Genomic DNA, 16,395 nt, shown 5'->3' on the forward strand with positions numbered 1-16,395 from the left:
AAATACATCTCCCCCAAGAGGTTGCTCCACGTCACCCGCAGCCATTGGGGCATCGAGAATCAGCTCCATTGGGTTCTCGACGTCCATTTCGCTGAGGATGGCAACCGCTCGCGCTGTGACCACGCCCCCGAGAATCTCGCCATTCTGCGCAGGCTCGCCCTCAATGTTCTGCGAACCCACCCGGATCGCGCTTCCCTCCGGCGTAAAATCAAGCGCGCTGGCTGGGACAACGCATTCCTCTTGGCCACCCTCAGCCATATGCGATAGCCCTGCCACGTGCGGGGGAGGGGTGGGGAGGGGGTCTCTCCACGATCGAGAACCCCCGAGAGGAGAGCCCCCACCCGCCGCGCTCTGGCGCGCAATTGCGCTGCCGAGCGCGTCGACCTCCCCCGCAAGCGGGAGAGGTGCAGCGAGTGCTGGGCGACACTCGACCCGATAAGGCTACACATTCGACCCGTGGATCGCGTCGATCACGGCGTCCGTCACTTCCTTCGTCGTCGCCTTGCCGCCGACGTCAGGCGTCAGCACGCCCGCTGCGCAGACGCGCTCGACCGCCGCCATCAGCCTTGAAGCGGCGTCCTTCTCGCCGAGATGCTCGAGCATCTGCGCGCCGGTCCAGAAGGTCGCGACCGGGTTGGCGATGCCCTTGCCGGTGATGTCGAAGGCCGAGCCGTGGATCGGCTCGAACATCGAGGGGAAGCGGCGCTGTGGATCGATGTTGCCGGTCGGCGCCACGCCAAGGCTGCCGGCCAGCGCGCCGGCGAGGTCGGAGAGGATGTCGGCGTGGAGGTTGGTCGCCACGATGGTGTCGAGGCTTTTCGGATGCAGCGTCATACGCACCGTCATGGCATCGACCAGCATCTTGTCCCAGCTGACGTCCGGGAATTCGCCGGCGACCTCGGCCGCGATCTCATCCCACATCACCATGCCGTGGCGCTGCGCGTTCGACTTGGTCACGACGGTCAGGAATTTGCGCGGGCGCGACTGTGCGAGCTGGAACGCGTAGCGCATGATCCTGGTGACGCCAACGCGGGTGAAGACGGCGACTTCGGTGCCGACCTCTTCCGGAAGGCCCTTGTGGGCGCGGCCGCCCATGCCGGCATATTCGCCTTCCGAATTCTCGCGCACGATCACCCAGTCGAGGTCGCCGACACCGACATTGCGCAGCGGCGAGGCGACGCCGGGCAGGATCTTTGTGGGGCGCACATTGGCGTATTGGTCAAAGCCCTGGCAGATCGGCAGGCGAAGGCCCCACAGCGTGATGTGATCGGGCACATCAGGGGCGCCGACCGCGCCGAAATAGATCGCGTCGAATTTCTTCAGTTCGGTGAGGCCGTCGGCTGGCATCATCACGCCGTGCTTCTTGTAATAGTCCGAGCCCCAGTCGAACGTCTTGACGTTGAAGGCGAGGTCGCCGCTGCGCTTTGCCAGTGCCTCCAGCACGCGGATTCCGGCCGAGATTACCTCGGGGCCGATGCCGTCGGCGGGAATTGCTGCGATCGAATGGCTGCGCATGAGAATGCTCCGTTAAGAGATGGGGCCGGCATATCAGGCCGGCTGCGTCGTCGGCGAATCTAGACGGGAGTGCAGGGCGGACTCAATTGGCGCTGGTTTATACAAAAAAATGATATAATCCTCGCGAGACGAGAGGACCCGGGATGGAATTGCATCAGCTCCGATGCTTCGTGGCGGCGGCCGAGCAGTTGCATTTCGGCCGCGCGGCGCAGCAACTCCAGATGCTGCCTTCCGCGCTGGGCCGCCAGATCAGGCTGCTGGAGGAGGATCTGGGCACGCGGCTGTTCGCGCGGACGACGCGTGCGGTGTCGCTCACCGAGGACGGCACGACGTTGCTGCGCGATGCCCGCGCCATCCTCGCCCGGGTCGAGGCGGTCGAGAGCAACTTGCGCAACCGCTCGCGCGCCGGCGCTGCTCGGCGGCTGCGGATCGGTGCCATCGACAGCGCCGCCGCCGGGCTGCTGCCGCCGCTCTTGCGCGACTTCCGCGCCAAGCATCCTGATATCGCGGTACAGATCCTGGAGGACAAGACGGTCCGGCTGCTGCCGAAGATCCTGACGGGTGCGCTCGATCTCGCCTTCGTCCGCCCGCCCGGCCGCGCGGACAAGCGGCTCGAATTCCGCGATCTGCTCCATGAGACCGCGATCGTGGCCTTCCCGCAGCAGCATGCGCTGGCCCGGCGCAAGTCGATCACGCTGGCCGACATCGCCGACGAGGCGATGCTGGTGCCGGACCGCCGCTCGCGACCGCACAGCCACGACCTCACGGTGAAGCTGTTCGATCAGGCCGGAATGACGCCGCGCATCGTCCAGGTCGCCGACGAGAAGCAGACCATCATCAACCTGGTGGCGACGAAGCTCGGGGTTGCGATCGTGCCGCGCTGGACGATGCGGATGGCGGTGTCGGGCGTGCGCTTCGTGCCGCTGCGGCCAAGGCAGAGCGGGCCGGTCGGCCGGCTGCCGCTCGCCGCCGCCTGGCTGCGCGGCTCGCGCGATCCGGCCCGCGATGCCATGCTGGCGGTGCTCGAGGCGCGCATGCGCAGCTATGCGCGGGAGGCATGAGGGGCTATGACGGAAGCCCGGATCAGAGGTGAGTGCGATGACTGAACAGAGAGCTCCGAGCGAGTTGCGGGTCGCCATTGCCGGGCTGGGCTCGATCGGCACCAAGATCGCGACCGCGCTCGATCAGGGCATCGAGGGGCTGGCGCTGTCGGCCGTGGCCGTGCGTGATCCCGCCAAGCATCAGGCCTTCATCGGCGGTCTGCGTCATCCGCCGAAGATCCTGCCGATCGATCAGCTCGGCGAGGTCGCCGACATCGTGGTCGAGTGCGCACCGAGCAGCCAGTTGCGTGCGATCGTCGAGCCTGCCGTGAAGCGCGGCAAGGCCGCGGTCGTCGTCAGCGTCGGCGGATTGCTCGACAATTTCGATCTCGTCGATCTCGCCCGTGCCAATGGCGGCCGCATCATCGTGCCGACCGGCGCGCTGATCGGGCTCGATGCCGTCAACGCCGCCGCAATCGGCACCATCCATTCGGTGAAGATGGTGACGCGCAAGCCGATCGACGGACTGAAGGGCGCGCCCTTCATCGTTCAGAACAACATAGACATCGACAATCTGCGCGAGCCACTGAAACTGTTCGAGGGCAGTGCGCGCGAAGCGGCGAAGGGCTTTCCAGCGAACGTCAATGTCGCCGTTGCGTTGTCGCTGGCGGGCATCGGGCCTGATCGTACCGAGATCCAGGTTTGGGCTGATCCAACCGTGACGCGCAACGTTCACCGCATCGAGGTCGAGGCGGATTCGGCGCGGTTCTCGATGGGCATCGAGAACATCCCGTCCGAGAATCCCAAGACCGGTCTGATCACCGCGCTGTCGGTCATCGCGCTGCTGCGCAAACAGCGCGCGACGTTGTGCGTGGGGACGTGAGCGATCGAAGCGCTCCATCACCGTCATCCTGAGGTGCTTGCTCTGGGACGCGAATGCGGCGCAGAGCAAGCCTCGAAGGACGACGGCCCGGCTGCATCTCGGCCGTTCATCCTTCGAGGCTCCCGGCGCGATGCTGCGCATCGCGCCACTCGCGCCTCAGGATGACGGGACGCCTATGCGAGCGCCCGTGTCGCCTGGCTACCTTACGCGCCCGTGACGCGCCAGATCACGTTGCCGACGTCGTCGGCCATCAGCAGCGATTTCTTGTCGGGGCCGATCACGACGCCGACCGGGCGGCCGTAGGATTCCTTCTCGTCCGGGGACAGGAAGCCCGACAGGATGTCGCGACCGGGGCCGGACGGCTTGCCGTTTTCGAACGGGACGAACACCAGCTTGTAGCCGGACAGCTTGCTGCGATTCCACGAGCCGTGCTGGCCGATCACCATGCCGTCGGGGAAGCCCGGCAGCGTGCCCGCGGGCATCCAGCACAGGCCGAGCGAGGCGGTGTGGCCGCCGAGCGCGTAGTCCGGTTGAAGCGCCTTGGCGACCATCGCAGGATCCTGGGGCACGCGGTCGTCCACCGTCTTGCCCCAATAGCAATAGGGCCAGCCGTAGAAGCCGCCGTCGCGCACCGACGTCAAATAATCCGGCGGCGTCTCGTCGCCGAGCCCGTCGCGCTCGTTGACCACGGTCCAGAGCACACCTGTAGTTGGCTCCCACGCCAGCCCGACCGGGTTACGCAGGCCGGCGCCGAAAATGCGGTGCGTGCCGGCAACGAGGTCGAGCTCGTAGACCGCAGCGCGGCCTTCCTCGACCTCCATGCCCATCTCGGCGATGTTGCTGAGCGAGCCGACGCCGGCATAGAGCTTCTTGCCGTCGGGGCTTGCCAAAAGACTGCGGGTCCAGTGTCCGCTTGGCTTGAACGTCGTGAGCCGCTTGCCCGGCGCGGTGATGCGGTCGGCATTGGCGACGTAAGGGAAAGCCATCACGCCGTCGGTATTGCCGACATAGAAGGTGTTGCCGACCAGCGCCATGCCGAACGGCTGGCTGAGATTTTCCATGAAGGCGCCGCGTTGCTCGGCGACGCCGTCGCCGTCCTTGTCCCGCAGCAGCGTGATGCGGTCGGCGGACACGCCGAGCGCTGCGGCGCGCTGCATCGTTGCCTGCATCGCGTAGTGAAACACGCTGCGCGGCGCGCCAGCGATCTGCGTCGCCTCCGCGATCAGCACGTCGCCATTGGGCAGCACCTCGATCCAGCGCGGATGGTCGAGCCCGGTCGCGAACGCGTTGACCTTGAGCCCGGGCGCGACGGTCGGCTTCTGGCCCTCGCTCCAGCCGCGCGCGGTCGGCATCTTCAAAGTCGGGATCGCGCCTTGCGGCTTCGCCTCGGGAATGGCGGGCTTCTCTCCCCAGGCCGGCGCAGGCACGGTGCCCGACAGCTTCCGCCATTGCAGCGCGATGCCGCCGAGGAGCGCAACGAACTGCGCAAAGACGCTGGAGAAGGTCATGAGAGGGCCCCTGTTTGCGCGCGCATCCAACTGGCTGACGGGGCAGACGTCAACCTGTGGGGGGCGCCGGCCGGGCCTATTCCCGTGGAATGGCAGCCGATCGATTTTGCATGGGACGAACGCCGATGGCCTTTGCCCGGAGATCAGCGAGAGATTTGCCGCTCCAGCCGCCGTGCTGCGCGAAAATCGTCGAGGTGATGCATGTTCGGCACCAGCGCTGCCTCCTTGGACAGCAGGTGATAGACCCGCGCCACCGTGCGCTGCTTCTGCTTCGGCCGCCCACGCGGCAGCGCCCGCGCCTTGCGGACGGCGGCGATCGCGTGCTCGCGGAAATAATCGTAGGCGTCCGACATGGCTCGATGCTCGCGCAGGTGGCAGCTGTCGAGGGATAACGGGCTTGGAGAGGGGCGGTTCCTGGTTGAATGCTCCGAGTTGCGCCATTCCGTTCCCGTCATCCTGAGGTGCGAGCCATGGGGCGCAACGCGCCGCATGGGGAGCCTCGAAGGATGAAGGGCCCGGATGCATTGGCGGCCGTGCATCCTTCGAGGCTCGGCTTACGATGCATTCGCATCGCAAACCTCGCACCTCAGGATGACGGGACCAACAGCAGTCTTACGCGGAGAAAATAGTAGGAAGCTGCTACGCGCTCACCGCGGCGACAGGAACGGGATGATCATCGGCACGCGGCGGCAATAGGCGCCGTAGGCGTCCTCGCCGAGCTCCTTCGACAAAAACACCTCCTCCATCCGGCCCTTCTGCCACATGCCGAGCGAGATCAGAATCGCGCCGAGGATCGTCGTTACGAGGCCGATTGCGATGCCGGTGACGAGCATGCCGAAGATCAAGCCGGTGTAGATCGGGTGACGCACGATGCCGTAAGGGCCGGTGTCGATAACGCGGTGATCTTCTTTGTGGGTGATGGTGTTCGACCAGAATTTTCCGAGATGCAGTCGGCCCCACCAGGCGAAAGCGATGCCGGCGGCCGAGAGGACCGCGGCGATGTAGATGCCGGTGTTGCCGAGCACCCAAAGCGGCTTCCAGCCCAGCAGCTGTGCAACCCACGGCGTGTACAGGATGCCGCCGACCAGGATCGGCAGGCGATAGCGCTGCGACTCCAGCGTCATGACCTGCTTCTTGGTCCGCCCCTGCCAGAACGAGGCGCCGACCCAGCTGGCGAGAAAGGCGAGCCAGACCAGGGCCAGGAGTTCGGTCGGCCAGGCCGTGGTCCAGCCACCCCAGGCGACCGAGAGAAGCTTGCTGAAATCGAAGGACATGAAGGTTCTTTGCGTTGGGCGGCGGCCTTAGCTCGCGCGCGAGGAGAGCGCGTGATGCTTGATGGCGCCGGAGGGCTGCTGGCCGTTGCGGGCGAGCAGATGGGTGATGGTTTCGCGCAGCACGGGCTCGATCGGACGCGGCGCGTAGCCGAGCTCGGTGCGCGCCTTGCCGATCGAGAGGTCGCTTGCGGCGAGCGCAATGCGCACGCCCTCGGCGGTCCCGTTGGGCGGCCGGCGCGTGACACGATCGGCGAGGTATTCGAGCATGATGCCCGAGAGCTCGGCGATCTTGCCGGGCACGACGACCGGGAACTGCCGGCGGCCGCTCATCGCCGACATCATGCGCAGGATGTTGCCGAGCGGGACGCAGTCGCCGCCGAGGATGTAGCGCTGGCCGATGCGGCCGCGCTCCATGGTCAGCACGAGGCCCGTGGCCACGTCGCGGACGTCGACGAGGTTGACTAGGAAGTTGAGATGCGGCTGCACCTTCTTCTGCAGGAAGTACCACAGCATCGCCGTCGGCGGTGTCAGATTGTGGTCGGCCGCACCGATCGGCATGGTCGGCGTGCCGATCACGAGTGGAAAGCCGCTGGCCGCCGCCTTCGCGGCATGATGCTCGGCGAGCGACTTCGAGCGCGTATAGGCGCCCGGCATCGCGTCGGCCGGCTGCAGCGCCTCTTCGGCGGCAGCGCCTTTGAGGTCGGAATAGGGGAACAGGATCGATTCCGTCGAGCAGTGCAGGAAGCGCGATACGCCGCGCTTCATTGCGGCCGCGAGCACGATTTCGGTGCCGCGACAGTTGACGTCGTGAAAGTCCTGCTTGTTGGCGACCCACATGCCGGGCAGGCCGGCGAGGTGATAGACCTGATCGACCCCGGCGATCGCAGTATCGACCGCGGCGCCGTCGAGCACCGAGCCGTGGACATATTCAACATCCGCGTTCGCCGCGGCCGGCGCGCGGACATCGAGAACGCGCACCCGCTGCCCACGGGCGCGGAGCGCTTCGACGAGGTGATGTCCGATGAAGCCACTGCCACCGGTAACCAGTACGAGAGCCATGCAGAAGGTTGCTGTTTCGCGTCTAGAGCTATCGGGTTGAAAGGGAATTGGTCGGAAGAGGCGCCAGAATCGCGGCAAGGTCGCGACGGAAGCCCAATGCAATGAATAATTTTGCCATCACGAACATCGGTCCAAGCAAAAGATGCGAAGGAAAAGTGAACAACGAGGCTTCGCGGCCCTCAAAAACCTTGTGACCGATGGCCTGCGCGGCGAGGCCGAGCCCCACCAGCACGGCGAAAATCGCCCACATCGTCGCGGTGCTGACTTGCGCCGCAACGGTCGTCGCAACCGAAAACAGCACGATCGAGACCGCCAGAATGCCGATCCCGAGCGCCACGTCGAGCAGCAGCCAATACATCAGGACCGGCAAGGCCAGGATCACGGCGAGGCTGACATCGAAACCGAACAGCGGAAGCCTGACCAGCGTCAGCGGCATCACGGCGCCGGTGAACAACAGGAGAATACCGACCACATGCATCGCCGTGTTCCGGGGGTCGCGATGGTACTCGACATAAACGGCAAGTTGGCGCTGAAAATAGCCACCCATTTCGGTCTCATGCAGCACGGGGTCGGGGAAGGGCGAACAGAGGCTATAGCACTGGACCGGGCGGTGCACAAACCGGGGCTTTTGTCGCGTGAAACCGTATTTGTGCGCCCCGGACAGGCAACAAAACGATCAGGACTTCAAAGGGTTCCGTCGGGTGCGAAGCTGCGCTCGCTCAGCGCTTCTTGGCGGGCTTTTTCGCCGCAGGCGCAGGTGCCGCAGCCGTATGAGGCGCGTCCTCCGGCAGCTTGGCATAGGTCAGGATTTGCAACTGGCCGTTGACGGCCGAGGTCGGCTTGGCCCGGTCGAGAAACTGCTCCTCACCGAGACCGATCGGATGCAGCCGCTTGGTCGAGATCTTGAACGTGTTCACCAGCACGTCGCGGATCGCGTCGGCGCGGCGCTGGCTCAGGATCGCGTTGGCCTCGCGCGTCTTCGAGTTGGATTCGACGTGGCCGACGATCAGGAACGTGTAGGGCAGCAGCGAGGAATGAACCAGCGCGTCCGCGATGCGGCCGACGGTCTGGTAGGACGCCGGCTGGATGATCGGCGTGTCGGCATCGAACTGGATCTGCGCATTGAAGGCGGGCAGCTTGGCGAGATCAGGTGCGATCAGCGGCCGGTTCACCGGACCGGGATCGTTCTTGATCCTGGTCTTGGCGCGCTCCATCACCTGCTGCTTCAGCGCGGGAAGGTCGACCTCGGCGGCTTCTTCGAAATGGTTGAGCTTGCCGACGATGTCGTCGCGGGTCGGTGCCGCCGTCTGGGCGACGGCCGTGCCCGCGAGCAAAGCGAGACCGAGCGCGACCGCGGTTCCGGCAATGAAGAGCCTGCTCGCGCGCATCAGCGGTACCCCGCGTCGTCGACGGCCTTCAGGCAGTTGTTGCTGATGCCCTTGGACGTCGAAACCAGGCAGGGGATCGACTTGCTGGTCTCCTTGGTTGAGCCGCTGCAGACCTTGACGATCTCGCGCTGGCAGGCGTTCGCCACCGTGACGCGCGCGGCGACGCGCTTCTGGATGGCATCGAACGCGCCGAGATAGTCGCTCGCGCATTGCTGGGACAGCACGTCGCGGTTGCGCGACAGGCACTCCTTCAGGCGGGTCGAATCCGGGTTGACGCCGCGGCAATTGGCGACGATTTCGGCGCCGCAGCTTTTGGCCAGCAGCCCGATCGAATCGCCAAAGCTCATGGTCTCCGCCGCCGCAAGCGACGGCATCCCCAATGCCAGCAAGATCAGTGTGATGGAGCCCCGGACCATGGCTGCATCTGATACGGGGAAGTTCGGGCGGGTCAAGGGCTGTTCGGACGAGAACTGTCGAAGGCGAGGGGAGTGCGGCGAACAGTCCTCACTCCGCGGCGTCTTCGCGGGGCGGCCATTCGATCAGGGCGACCGTGTGTTTGCCGAGGTCGTCGGCGAACTCAGGGTCGGCCTTGAGCTCGTCCAGTGTTCTGGGCGGAGGAAGCTGCCGGCCGTCCGCGATCAGCTCCTGCGCATAGAACGCGAGTGCCTCCGGTGCACTCTCCAGGGCCTCGTCGACGTCATCACCGCCGGAAATGCAGCCGGGCAGGTCGGGAAACCACAAGCTGACGGCGTCGGGATCGGTGTCTTCGATGATGGCAACATACTGAGCCATATCGCGCGCTTACGCCCGCTGCACGAAGCTGTCCACGACCTTCTTCTCGCCGGCCTTGTCGAAGGCGATGGTGAGCTTGTTGCCGTCGATCTTGGTGACGCGGCCGTAGCCGAATTTCTGATGGAAGACGCGGTCTTCGAGCGAGAATTCCGAGGTGGTGCCGGTCGATTTGGCGACCAGCTCGCCCTCGATCGTCAGGGGACCGCGGCGGCGTGAGGAGAAGCTGCCGAAGTCGGGACCTGAGGACGAGGAGGAGAACGTCGCAGCCTCTTCCTCGAAGCCGCCGCTTCTGCTGCCGCCGCCCTCGCCGCCATTGCGGCCGCCGCCCCGGTTGCGATTGGCCTGCGCGCGCTGCCAGCCCGGCGTCGAATAGGTGGAGCCGAACGCCTCCATGTCGTCGAAACGCGAGGCGCCGTAGCCGCCGGTGCCGCCCCAGGCCGAGCCGCCCTTGGATTCGGTGATCTCGACATTGGCCGCCGGCAGTTCGTCGAGGAAGCGCGACGGGATCGTGGTCGACCAGGTGCCATGGATCCGCCGGTTGGTCGCGAAATAGATCATGGCGCGGCGGCGGGCACGGGTCAGGCCGACATGGCCAAGCCTGCGCTCTTCTTCGAGGCCGGCGCGGCCCTGTTCGTCCAGCGTGCGCTGGCTCGGAAACAGGCCTTCCTCCCAGCCCGGCAGGAACACGTTGTCGAATTCAAGCCCCTTGGCCGAGTGCAACGTCATCAGCGACACTGCGTCGTCCTTGGCGCCGCCGTCGCGGTCCATCACCAGCGAGATGTGCTCGAGGAACCCTTGCAGGTTCTCGAACTCCTCCATCGAGCGCACCAGCTCTTTCAGGTTCTCCAGCCGGCCCGCGGCGTCCGCCGAGCGGTCCTTCTGCCACATCTCGGTATAGCCGCTCTCATCGAGCACGATCTGGGCGAGGTCGGTGTGCGCCGTGACCTCGCGCTGGGCGCGCCAGCGGTCGAACTGGGCGACGACCTCGCGAAGCGAGCCGCGCGCCTTCGGCTTCAGCTCGTCGGTCTCGACCACGGCGCGTGCCGCTTCGAACAAGGGAATGCGGCGCTTGCGAGCGTGGTCGTGCAGCATCTGCACGGTGGCATCGCCGAGGCCGCGCTTGGGCACGTTGACGATGCGCTCGAAGGCGAGATCGTCTGCCGGCGAGTTGATGACGCGCAGGTAAGCCAGCGCGTCGCGGATTTCGGCGCGCTCGTAGAAGCGTGGGCCGCCGATGACGCGATAGGGCAGGCCGAGCGTGACGAAGCGGTCTTCGAATTCGCGCATCTGATAGGAGGCGCGCACCAGGATCGCGACCTCGTTGAGCTTTTCGCCGCGGCGCTGGATCTGCTCGATCTCCTCGCCGATGCCGCGGGCTTCCTCTTCCGAATCCCACGAGCCCGTGACCGTGACCTTCTCGCCGTCCTGGTCCTCGGTGCGCAGCGTCTTGCCGAGCCGGCCTTCGTTGTGCGCGATCAGATGCGATGCAGCGGCGAGGATGTGGCCGGTCGAGCGATAGTTGCGCTCCAGGCGAATGACCTTGGCGCCGGGAAAATCGTGGTCGAAGCGCAGGATGTTGTCGACCTCGGCGCCGCGCCAGCCATAGATCGACTGGTCGTCGTCGCCGACGCAGCAGATGTTTTTGACGTGAGCTCTTTCGCTGGCGGGAAGAGGGGCTGCAGTGTTTTGCTCGTCGTCACCGGGCCGACGCGAAGCGTCGAGACCCGGTGATCCATCTTGCGAAGAATCGATGGATTGCCGGGTCAAGCCCGGCAATGACGAGCCGGACGCCGGCGCCTGCGACAGCAGCCGCAGCCACAGATACTGCGCGACGTTGGTGTCCTGATATTCGTCGACCAGGATATATTTGAAGCGCTGCTGGTACTGCCTGAGGATATCCGGGTGCTCGCGGAAGATGCGGATGTTCTCCAGCAACAGATCGCCGAAATCGGCCGCGTTCAGAATCTTCAGCCGCTCCTGATAGCTCGCATAGAGCTTGCCGCCTTTGCCGTTGCCGAACATGGCGGCTTCGCCGGAGGGCACCTGCGAGGGCATCAGGCCGCGGTTCTTCCAGCCGTCGATCAGGCCGGCGAGCATGCGCGCCGGCCAGCGCTTGTCGTCGATGTTCTCGGCCTGCAGCAACTGCTTCAGCAGCCGCACCTGGTCGTCGACATCGAGCACGGTGAAGTTCGACTTGAGCTGCGCCAGCTCGGCATGGACACGCAGGATGCGGCCGCCGATGGAGTGGAAGGTGCCGAGCCACGGCATGCCCTCGACGGCGTGGCCGAGCATCTGACCGAGCCGGTGCTTCATCTCGCGCGCGGCCTTGTTGGTGAAGGTCACCGACAGAATCTCGGCGGGGCGGGCGCGGCCCTGGCTCAGGATGTGGGCGATACGCGTCGTCAGCACGCGCGTCTTGCCGGTGCCTGCGCCGGCCAGCACCAGGACCGGGCCGTCCAGCGTCTCCACGGCCTCGCGCTGCTCCGGATTGAGCCCGGACAGATATTTCGGGCCCACCGAGGCGCGCGCACGCGCGGCGATGCCGCCGGCTGCGGGCTGGTGGTCGGGGACGTTCTGGGACGTGATCTTGCTCGGCTCGGTCATGCGAATCATGGGCCCCACGATGGCACCGCGGGGTGGCGGAAGGGAGCCTTCTAACAGGGATTGGTGCCTATATGGGGCGGCGGAACGAGGTTTTCCACGTGCGGGGCACGTCAATTTGTTCCAGCGGTCCTCGCGAATTTCCACCCTGTCCGGGCCGGAACCATCGTTCCCGCCTCGAGATTGTCTGGACAGGTGGCGCGGCCAGCCGCGCTAGACGCAGACAGACATCAAGACGAGGGTTTGACCATGCTTGGCTGGGTTGTGACGTTTCTGGTTATCGCACTGATCGCCGGCATCCTGGGCTTCGGCGGCATCGCCGGCGCTTCGATCGAGATCGCCAAGATCATCTTCTTCATCGCGGTCGTTCTGTTCCTGGTCTCGGCCGTGGTCGGCCTGGCCCGCGGCCGCAACAGGGTATAGGCCGCCGGATCACGCGCTACCGCTTCGAGGGCATCGCCACGTTCCGGCCGATGCCCTCAGGGCGCGAGACCGCGCTGTGGGCCTTTGTGACCGCAGCGATGCGCTCGCTTATATCCGGTGGAAATGGCGCGACGCGCCGCGCATTCATGTCCATGTGAAGCGACATGTTCTCGGACGTCGCCGACAGCCAGCCCTCGGTTGCGTGCCGCATCTCCTCGAACGTGTGCAGCCGCTTGTCGTCGGCCTCCAGCAGCCAGACCAGGATCTGCACGGGATCGCCGAGGTGGATTTCGCGCAAGTAACGCACATGGCATTCGGCAGTGAAAGTCGAACCGCCTCGCTCCTTCATGTAGGTCGGCCCGATGCCGAGCTCGGCCCAGAGCTGGTCGATCGCGCGGTCGAACATCACGTTGTAATAGGCCATGTTGAGATGGCCGTTATAGTCGATCCATTGCGGCTCGATCTGCATGATCGAGGCGCGGAACGGCTCGGCTCTGGGCGCTGAGGCGGCAGTCTCCGGCATGTTTCCTTCCAGCTATGCGTCCGGTCGCTTGACTTGACCGGTTTTATATCCTTTGCCACGGTTCTTCTGTCGGGAGGAATGTCCGTGAGTACCACCATCACCAATAATCCGCCGCGGCCGGAGCCGAAAGCCCTCGCGAGCGCGCTGGAGCAGCTTGCCGCACGCTTCGGCAACCGTCTCATCACCTCGCAGGCCGTGCGCGAGCAGCATGGCCATACCACCACCTGGATCCCGAACCAGCCGCCGGATGGCGTGGTGATGGCGCAGGAGACCGCCGACATCCAGGACGTGGTGCGGATCTGCGCCAAGAACCGCGTCCCGGTCATTCCTTTCGGCACCGGCACCTCGCTCGAGGGCCAGGTCAACGCGCCGGCCGGCGGTATCTCGATCGACCTGCGCGACATGAACAAGGTGCTGGCGGTCCATGCCGAGGACCTCGACTGCGTGATCCAGCCCGGCGTCACCCGCAAGGCGCTCAACGAGCATCTGCGCGACCAGGGCCTGTTCTTCCCGATCGATCCCGGCGCGGACGCCTCGCTCGGCGGCATGGCCTCGACCCGCGCTTCCGGCACCAATGCGGTGCGCTACGGCACCATCCGCGAGAGCGTACTGGCCCTGAAGGTGGTGCGCGGCGACGGCGAGATCATCACCACGGGCACGCGCGCCAAGAAATCATCCGCCGGCTACGACCTCACCCATCTGTTCGTCGGCGCCGAAGGCACGCTCGGCATCATCTCGGAATTGACCATCCGCCTGCGCGGCATCCCCGAGACGATCGCGGCCGGTGCGGTGTCGTTCGAGACCGTGCACGGGGCCTGTCAGGCCGTCATCCTTGCGATCCAGACCGGCATCCCCGTGGCGCGCATCGAGCTGCTCAATGCCGCGCAGGTGCAGGCTTGCAACGCCTATTCGAAGCTGACGCTGCCGGAGACGCCGCTGCTGCTGATGGAATTCCACGGCAGCGAGATCGAGGTTGCCGAGCAGTCCAAGGCGTTCGGCGAGATCGCCAGGGATTGCGGCGGCGGCGAATTCTCCTGGACCACCAAGCCGGAGGATCGCACCAAGCTGTGGCAGGCGCGGCACGATGCCTATTGGTCGGTGAAGGCGCTGCGGCCCGGCGACAGCATCGGCGTGGTCGCGACCGACGTCTGCGTGCCGATCTCACGGCTCGCCGATTGCGTCAGCGAGACCGAGGAAGATCTCAAGCGGCTCAACCTGCTGTCGCCGATCGTCGGCCATGTCGGCGACGGCAATTTCCATTGCTCGCTGGTCTGCGACACCAACGATGCCGCCGAGATGGCGCGCGGCGAGGAGTTCATGCATCGCCTGGTCGAGCGCGCGCAGGCGATGGACGGCACCTGCACCGGCGAGCACGGCATCGGCCAGGGCAAGCAGAAATACCTCCAGGCCGAGCTCGGCCCCGAGGCGCTCGATGCGATGCGAGCGCTGAAGAAGGCGCTCGATCCGCTCAACATCTTCAATCCCGGCAAGATTGTGCCGGAGGCGTAGGCCTTCGGCACAACAAAGCCGCCGCAAGGCCGATGCCGCCCACCCGGCCGGGCGGGAACTTTCGGCAATCCTGTCGGTTCCAATTCCCGCCAAGTTCCGATGCCTCAATGGCGCGGCTCTGCGGGAGGGTGCGATGGTGCGACCGGTCATTGGAATTGCCGCGATGGCGCTTGCCTGCATGCTGGCGGGCGCGGCTCTGGCCAAGGGCGGCCATGGGGGCGGACATGGCGGTGGCCATGGAGGCGGGCACGGCGGTGGCCATCACGGCGGCGGACATTTCCGTGGCCACGGCGGTGGACATGGGCATGCCGGCGGGCATCATCGCGGCATGCGGTTCACGTCCGGTGTCCGACGCGGCGGGCCCAACTTCGGTCAGATCCGCAACGCGGCGATCCGCCCCGCGAGCTTCCGCAATGCCCTGAACATCAGCGCATTCCGGAATGGCCGGCTGATCAGCAATCCGGCAGCGCGTGCACAGCTCGCGGCAGCGGCCGCATTGGCCGGCTGGAGCGGCGCAAGCAGCGGATGGTGGCAGCATGCGGGCGGCGGCTATGGCTGGGTCGGGCCGCTGTTCTGGCCGTTCGCCTATAACGATCTCTACGACTACACGATCTGGGGCGACGGGCTCGGCTTCTGGGGTTACGGATACCCGGACATCTATGCCGGCATTTTCGGCCCCTATGGCTATGATCGCCTGTCGGCCTATCTGCCGCAGCAGCCGCAGGGACGACGGCGGGCGCGTAGCGCACCGCTCGATCAGCTCTGCGGCAGTGACCGCCGTGCCATCGCCGGACTACCGATCGATCAGATCGCATCCGCGGTGCAGCCGACGGATGCGCAGGGCACAGCTCTCGATGCGCTCGGCAATGCCTCGATCGACGCCGCAGCGCTGATCCGCACATCCTGTCCGACGCAGGCCGCAGCGACGGCGCCAGGCCGGCTCGCAGCGATGCAGCAGCGCATCGAGGCGATGCAGAAGGCTGTCGAGCTGGTCCAGCCCGCGCTCGACCAGTTCTATGGCTCGCTGAACGACGAGCAGAAGGCGCGCTTCAATGCGCTCGCCGAGGATCAGCGTCGTGCGACGGCATCGAACAATGCGAGGGAATCGTCGGTGCAGGCTTGCAATGTGGCCGCCGCGTTCGATTGGCCTGCTGCTGCGATCGATGAGAGGCTTCGTCCGAGCGACACCCAGCGCGCGGCGCTGCAGGTGCTCCAGGATACCAGCGCAAAGGTCAGCGCATCGCTCAAGGCGGGCTGCGAGCCCAACGACATGATGACTCCGCCGGCCCGCATGGCCACAATCCGCAAACGGCTCGATGCGATGCTGGACGGGATCAAGTCGGTGCGCGCGGCGCTCGATGATTTCTATGCCACGCTGAACGACGAGCAGAAGGCGCAGTTCGAGGCGATCGGGCCGCGCCGCACGTCCTGAATGGTGCAAGCCAAATAAAGGCCATGGGTGGGGGCAATGAAGTGGTTCGCAAGGCGGCAGCCGGCCGACATCTGGGATGAGCCGATCCAGGGACCGATCGGCGATATCGACGCGGCGGAGCGCATTCGTAACATCTGCGAGGCTGCGAGAGCGGGCGCGGAGGCTGTCGGAGGCTCCGCACCGGCTGATAAGCGCGAACGTGAGCGCTTTGAACGTGCAGCCCGCGTCGCGATGGAGATTGCGATGAAGATCGCGGACGATCTGATGCGTGACGATGCAGTCCGCCGCATCGTCGACCTCTGCGTGAAGGCAAATGATATGAAGACGGCGCAGATCCTGTTTCGCGCGATCCAGGCGGGCTGGATCCGGGAGGCCGTCCAGCACGACTATCCGGCGCTGGCGCAGTAGATCCGGCTCGCGCGTCGGGCGCGAGCCGGATCTATGTCAA

The 16,395-nt window shown here is 65.8% G+C and carries 18 protein-coding genes; 7 read left to right on the forward strand and 11 right to left on the reverse strand.

Translation table 11 applies throughout. The features are described from left to right. The coding region (locus tag A3AS_RS47500) for an ISAs1 family transposase (protein ID WP_157644349.1) at window positions 1-267 on the forward strand (267 nt) is incomplete at its 5' end. 174 nt (window positions 268-441) lie between these two features. Here A3AS_RS47500 and A3AS_RS0121660 read toward each other — a convergent pair. Next, window positions 442-1,515, reverse strand: a complete 1,074-nt coding sequence (locus A3AS_RS0121660; protein ID WP_018319658.1) for a tartrate dehydrogenase — start codon at window positions 1,513-1,515, stop codon at window positions 442-444. A 143-nt stretch (window positions 1,516-1,658) separates the two neighbouring features. Here A3AS_RS0121660 and A3AS_RS0121665 point away from each other — a divergent pair, with 143 nt between their 5' ends. Both A3AS_RS0121665 and A3AS_RS0121670 read left to right on the forward strand, forming a co-directional pair. After that, the gene (locus A3AS_RS0121665; protein WP_018319659.1) at window positions 1,659-2,576 is read left to right on the forward strand and encodes a LysR substrate-binding domain-containing protein; all 918 of its coding nucleotides are present in this window, start codon (window positions 1,659-1,661) and stop codon (window positions 2,574-2,576) included. Between the two features lie 37 nt (window positions 2,577-2,613). After that, a complete protein-coding gene (locus tag A3AS_RS0121670; protein ID WP_018319660.1) occupies window positions 2,614-3,438 on the forward strand; it encodes an aspartate dehydrogenase in 825 nt (274 codons plus the stop codon). A 203-nt stretch (window positions 3,439-3,641) separates the two neighbouring features. Here A3AS_RS0121670 and A3AS_RS0121675 read toward each other — a convergent pair whose 3' ends face one another. The 9 genes from A3AS_RS0121675 to A3AS_RS0121715 form a co-directional block, all read right to left on the reverse strand. Further along, window positions 3,642-4,946: a sorbosone dehydrogenase family protein gene (locus A3AS_RS0121675; RefSeq protein WP_018319661.1), complete on the reverse strand. Its 1,305-nt coding sequence runs from the start codon at window positions 4,944-4,946 to the stop codon at window positions 3,642-3,644. Window positions 4,947-5,089: 143 nt separating this feature from the next. Further along, complete coding sequence (locus A3AS_RS0121680) at window positions 5,090-5,299, reverse strand: hypothetical protein (RefSeq protein WP_018319662.1); 210 nt, start codon at window positions 5,297-5,299, stop codon at window positions 5,090-5,092. A gap of 294 nt (window positions 5,300-5,593) precedes the next feature. Beyond that, a complete protein-coding gene (locus A3AS_RS0121685) occupies window positions 5,594-6,220 on the reverse strand; it encodes an isoprenylcysteine carboxylmethyltransferase family protein (RefSeq protein ID WP_018319663.1) in 627 nt (208 codons plus the stop codon). 27 nt (window positions 6,221-6,247) lie between these two features. Next, complete coding sequence (locus tag A3AS_RS0121690) at window positions 6,248-7,279, reverse strand: NAD-dependent epimerase/dehydratase family protein (RefSeq protein ID WP_018319664.1); 1,032 nt, start codon at window positions 7,277-7,279, stop codon at window positions 6,248-6,250. A 28-nt stretch (window positions 7,280-7,307) separates the two neighbouring features. Then, entirely contained in the window at window positions 7,308-7,826 is a 519-nt protein-coding gene (locus A3AS_RS0121695; protein ID WP_018319665.1) for a DUF962 domain-containing protein, read from the reverse strand. Between the two features lie 172 nt (window positions 7,827-7,998). After that, complete coding sequence (locus tag A3AS_RS48420) at window positions 7,999-8,667, reverse strand: OmpA family protein (RefSeq protein WP_018319666.1); 669 nt, start codon at window positions 8,665-8,667, stop codon at window positions 7,999-8,001. Next, window positions 8,667-9,083 carry a hypothetical protein gene (locus A3AS_RS48425; protein WP_018319667.1) on the reverse strand — a complete coding sequence of 139 codons (417 nt, stop codon included), beginning with the start codon at window positions 9,081-9,083 and terminating at the stop codon, window positions 8,667-8,669. The genes A3AS_RS48420 and A3AS_RS48425 overlap by 1 nt, the downstream gene beginning before the upstream one ends. A gap of 88 nt (window positions 9,084-9,171) precedes the next feature. Next, window positions 9,172-9,459, reverse strand: coding sequence for a type II toxin-antitoxin system HicB family antitoxin (locus tag A3AS_RS0121710; RefSeq protein ID WP_018319668.1), 288 nt, complete (start codon window positions 9,457-9,459; stop codon window positions 9,172-9,174). Between the two features lie 9 nt (window positions 9,460-9,468). Further along, entirely contained in the window at window positions 9,469-12,072 is a 2,604-nt protein-coding gene (locus A3AS_RS0121715) for an ATP-dependent helicase (RefSeq protein WP_026202235.1), read from the reverse strand. A gap of 237 nt (window positions 12,073-12,309) precedes the next feature. On the opposite strand from A3AS_RS0121715, the gene A3AS_RS45405 reads away from it, so the two are divergent. Continuing rightward, window positions 12,310-12,483, forward strand: coding sequence for a DUF1328 domain-containing protein (locus tag A3AS_RS45405; protein WP_018319670.1), 174 nt, complete (start codon window positions 12,310-12,312; stop codon window positions 12,481-12,483). Window positions 12,484-12,499: 16 nt separating this feature from the next. Here A3AS_RS45405 and A3AS_RS0121725 read toward each other — a convergent pair whose 3' ends face one another. Then, window positions 12,500-13,006, reverse strand: a complete 507-nt coding sequence (locus A3AS_RS0121725) for a thioesterase family protein (protein ID WP_018319671.1) — start codon at window positions 13,004-13,006, stop codon at window positions 12,500-12,502. An 84-nt stretch (window positions 13,007-13,090) separates the two neighbouring features. Between A3AS_RS0121725 and A3AS_RS0121730 the strand changes: the two genes are divergently transcribed. The 3 genes from A3AS_RS0121730 to A3AS_RS0121740 all read left to right on the forward strand — a co-directional run bounded on the left by A3AS_RS0121730 (window position 13,091) and on the right by A3AS_RS0121740 (window position 16,355). Continuing rightward, a complete protein-coding gene (locus A3AS_RS0121730) occupies window positions 13,091-14,515 on the forward strand; it encodes an FAD-binding oxidoreductase (RefSeq protein WP_026202236.1) in 1,425 nt (474 codons plus the stop codon). A 133-nt stretch (window positions 14,516-14,648) separates the two neighbouring features. Further along, a complete protein-coding gene (locus A3AS_RS0121735; protein WP_018319673.1) occupies window positions 14,649-15,947 on the forward strand; it encodes a Spy/CpxP family protein refolding chaperone in 1,299 nt (432 codons plus the stop codon). A gap of 36 nt (window positions 15,948-15,983) precedes the next feature. Further along, entirely contained in the window at window positions 15,984-16,355 is a 372-nt protein-coding gene (locus A3AS_RS0121740) for a hypothetical protein (protein ID WP_026202237.1), read from the forward strand. Window positions 16,356-16,395: the final 40 nt, after the last annotated feature.

Origin of the sequence: Bradyrhizobium sp. WSM2793, from assembly GCF_000379585.1 — a bacterium.
Lineage (GTDB): Bacteria > Pseudomonadota > Alphaproteobacteria > Rhizobiales > Xanthobacteraceae > Bradyrhizobium.

Excerpts from the sequence above, each read along its gene's own strand:
- A3AS_RS0121685 (WP_018319663.1), bottom strand. The coding sequence starts at position 6,220 with ATGTCCTTCGATTTCAGCAAGCTTCTCTCGGTCGCCTGGGGTGGCTGG.
- A3AS_RS0121725 (WP_018319671.1), bottom strand. The coding sequence starts at position 13,006 with ATGCCGGAGACTGCCGCCTCAGCGCCCAGAGCCGAGCCGTTCCGCGCC.
- A3AS_RS45405 (WP_018319670.1), top strand. The coding sequence starts at position 12,310 with ATGCTTGGCTGGGTTGTGACGTTTCTGGTTATCGCACTGATCGCCGGC.
- A3AS_RS0121675 (WP_018319661.1), bottom strand. The coding sequence starts at position 4,946 with ATGACCTTCTCCAGCGTCTTTGCGCAGTTCGTTGCGCTCCTCGGCGGC.
- A3AS_RS0121710 (WP_018319668.1), bottom strand. The coding sequence starts at position 9,459 with ATGGCTCAGTATGTTGCCATCATCGAAGACACCGATCCCGACGCCGTC.
- A3AS_RS0121660 (WP_018319658.1), bottom strand. The coding sequence starts at position 1,515 with ATGCGCAGCCATTCGATCGCAGCAATTCCCGCCGACGGCATCGGCCCC.
- A3AS_RS0121690 (WP_018319664.1), bottom strand. The coding sequence starts at position 7,279 with ATGGCTCTCGTACTGGTTACCGGTGGCAGTGGCTTCATCGGACATCAC.
- A3AS_RS0121695 (WP_018319665.1), bottom strand. The coding sequence starts at position 7,826 with ATGGGTGGCTATTTTCAGCGCCAACTTGCCGTTTATGTCGAGTACCAT.
- A3AS_RS48425 (WP_018319667.1), bottom strand. The coding sequence starts at position 9,083 with ATGGTCCGGGGCTCCATCACACTGATCTTGCTGGCATTGGGGATGCCG.
- A3AS_RS0121665 (WP_018319659.1), top strand. The coding sequence starts at position 1,659 with ATGGAATTGCATCAGCTCCGATGCTTCGTGGCGGCGGCCGAGCAGTTG.
- A3AS_RS48420 (WP_018319666.1), bottom strand. The coding sequence starts at position 8,667 with ATGCGCGCGAGCAGGCTCTTCATTGCCGGAACCGCGGTCGCGCTCGGT.
- A3AS_RS0121740 (WP_026202237.1), top strand. The coding sequence starts at position 15,984 with ATGAAGTGGTTCGCAAGGCGGCAGCCGGCCGACATCTGGGATGAGCCG.
- A3AS_RS0121735 (WP_018319673.1), top strand. The coding sequence starts at position 14,649 with ATGGTGCGACCGGTCATTGGAATTGCCGCGATGGCGCTTGCCTGCATG.
- A3AS_RS0121680 (WP_018319662.1), bottom strand. The coding sequence starts at position 5,299 with ATGTCGGACGCCTACGATTATTTCCGCGAGCACGCGATCGCCGCCGTC.
- A3AS_RS0121715 (WP_026202235.1), bottom strand. The coding sequence starts at position 12,072 with ATGATTCGCATGACCGAGCCGAGCAAGATCACGTCCCAGAACGTCCCC.
- A3AS_RS0121670 (WP_018319660.1), top strand. The coding sequence starts at position 2,614 with ATGACTGAACAGAGAGCTCCGAGCGAGTTGCGGGTCGCCATTGCCGGG.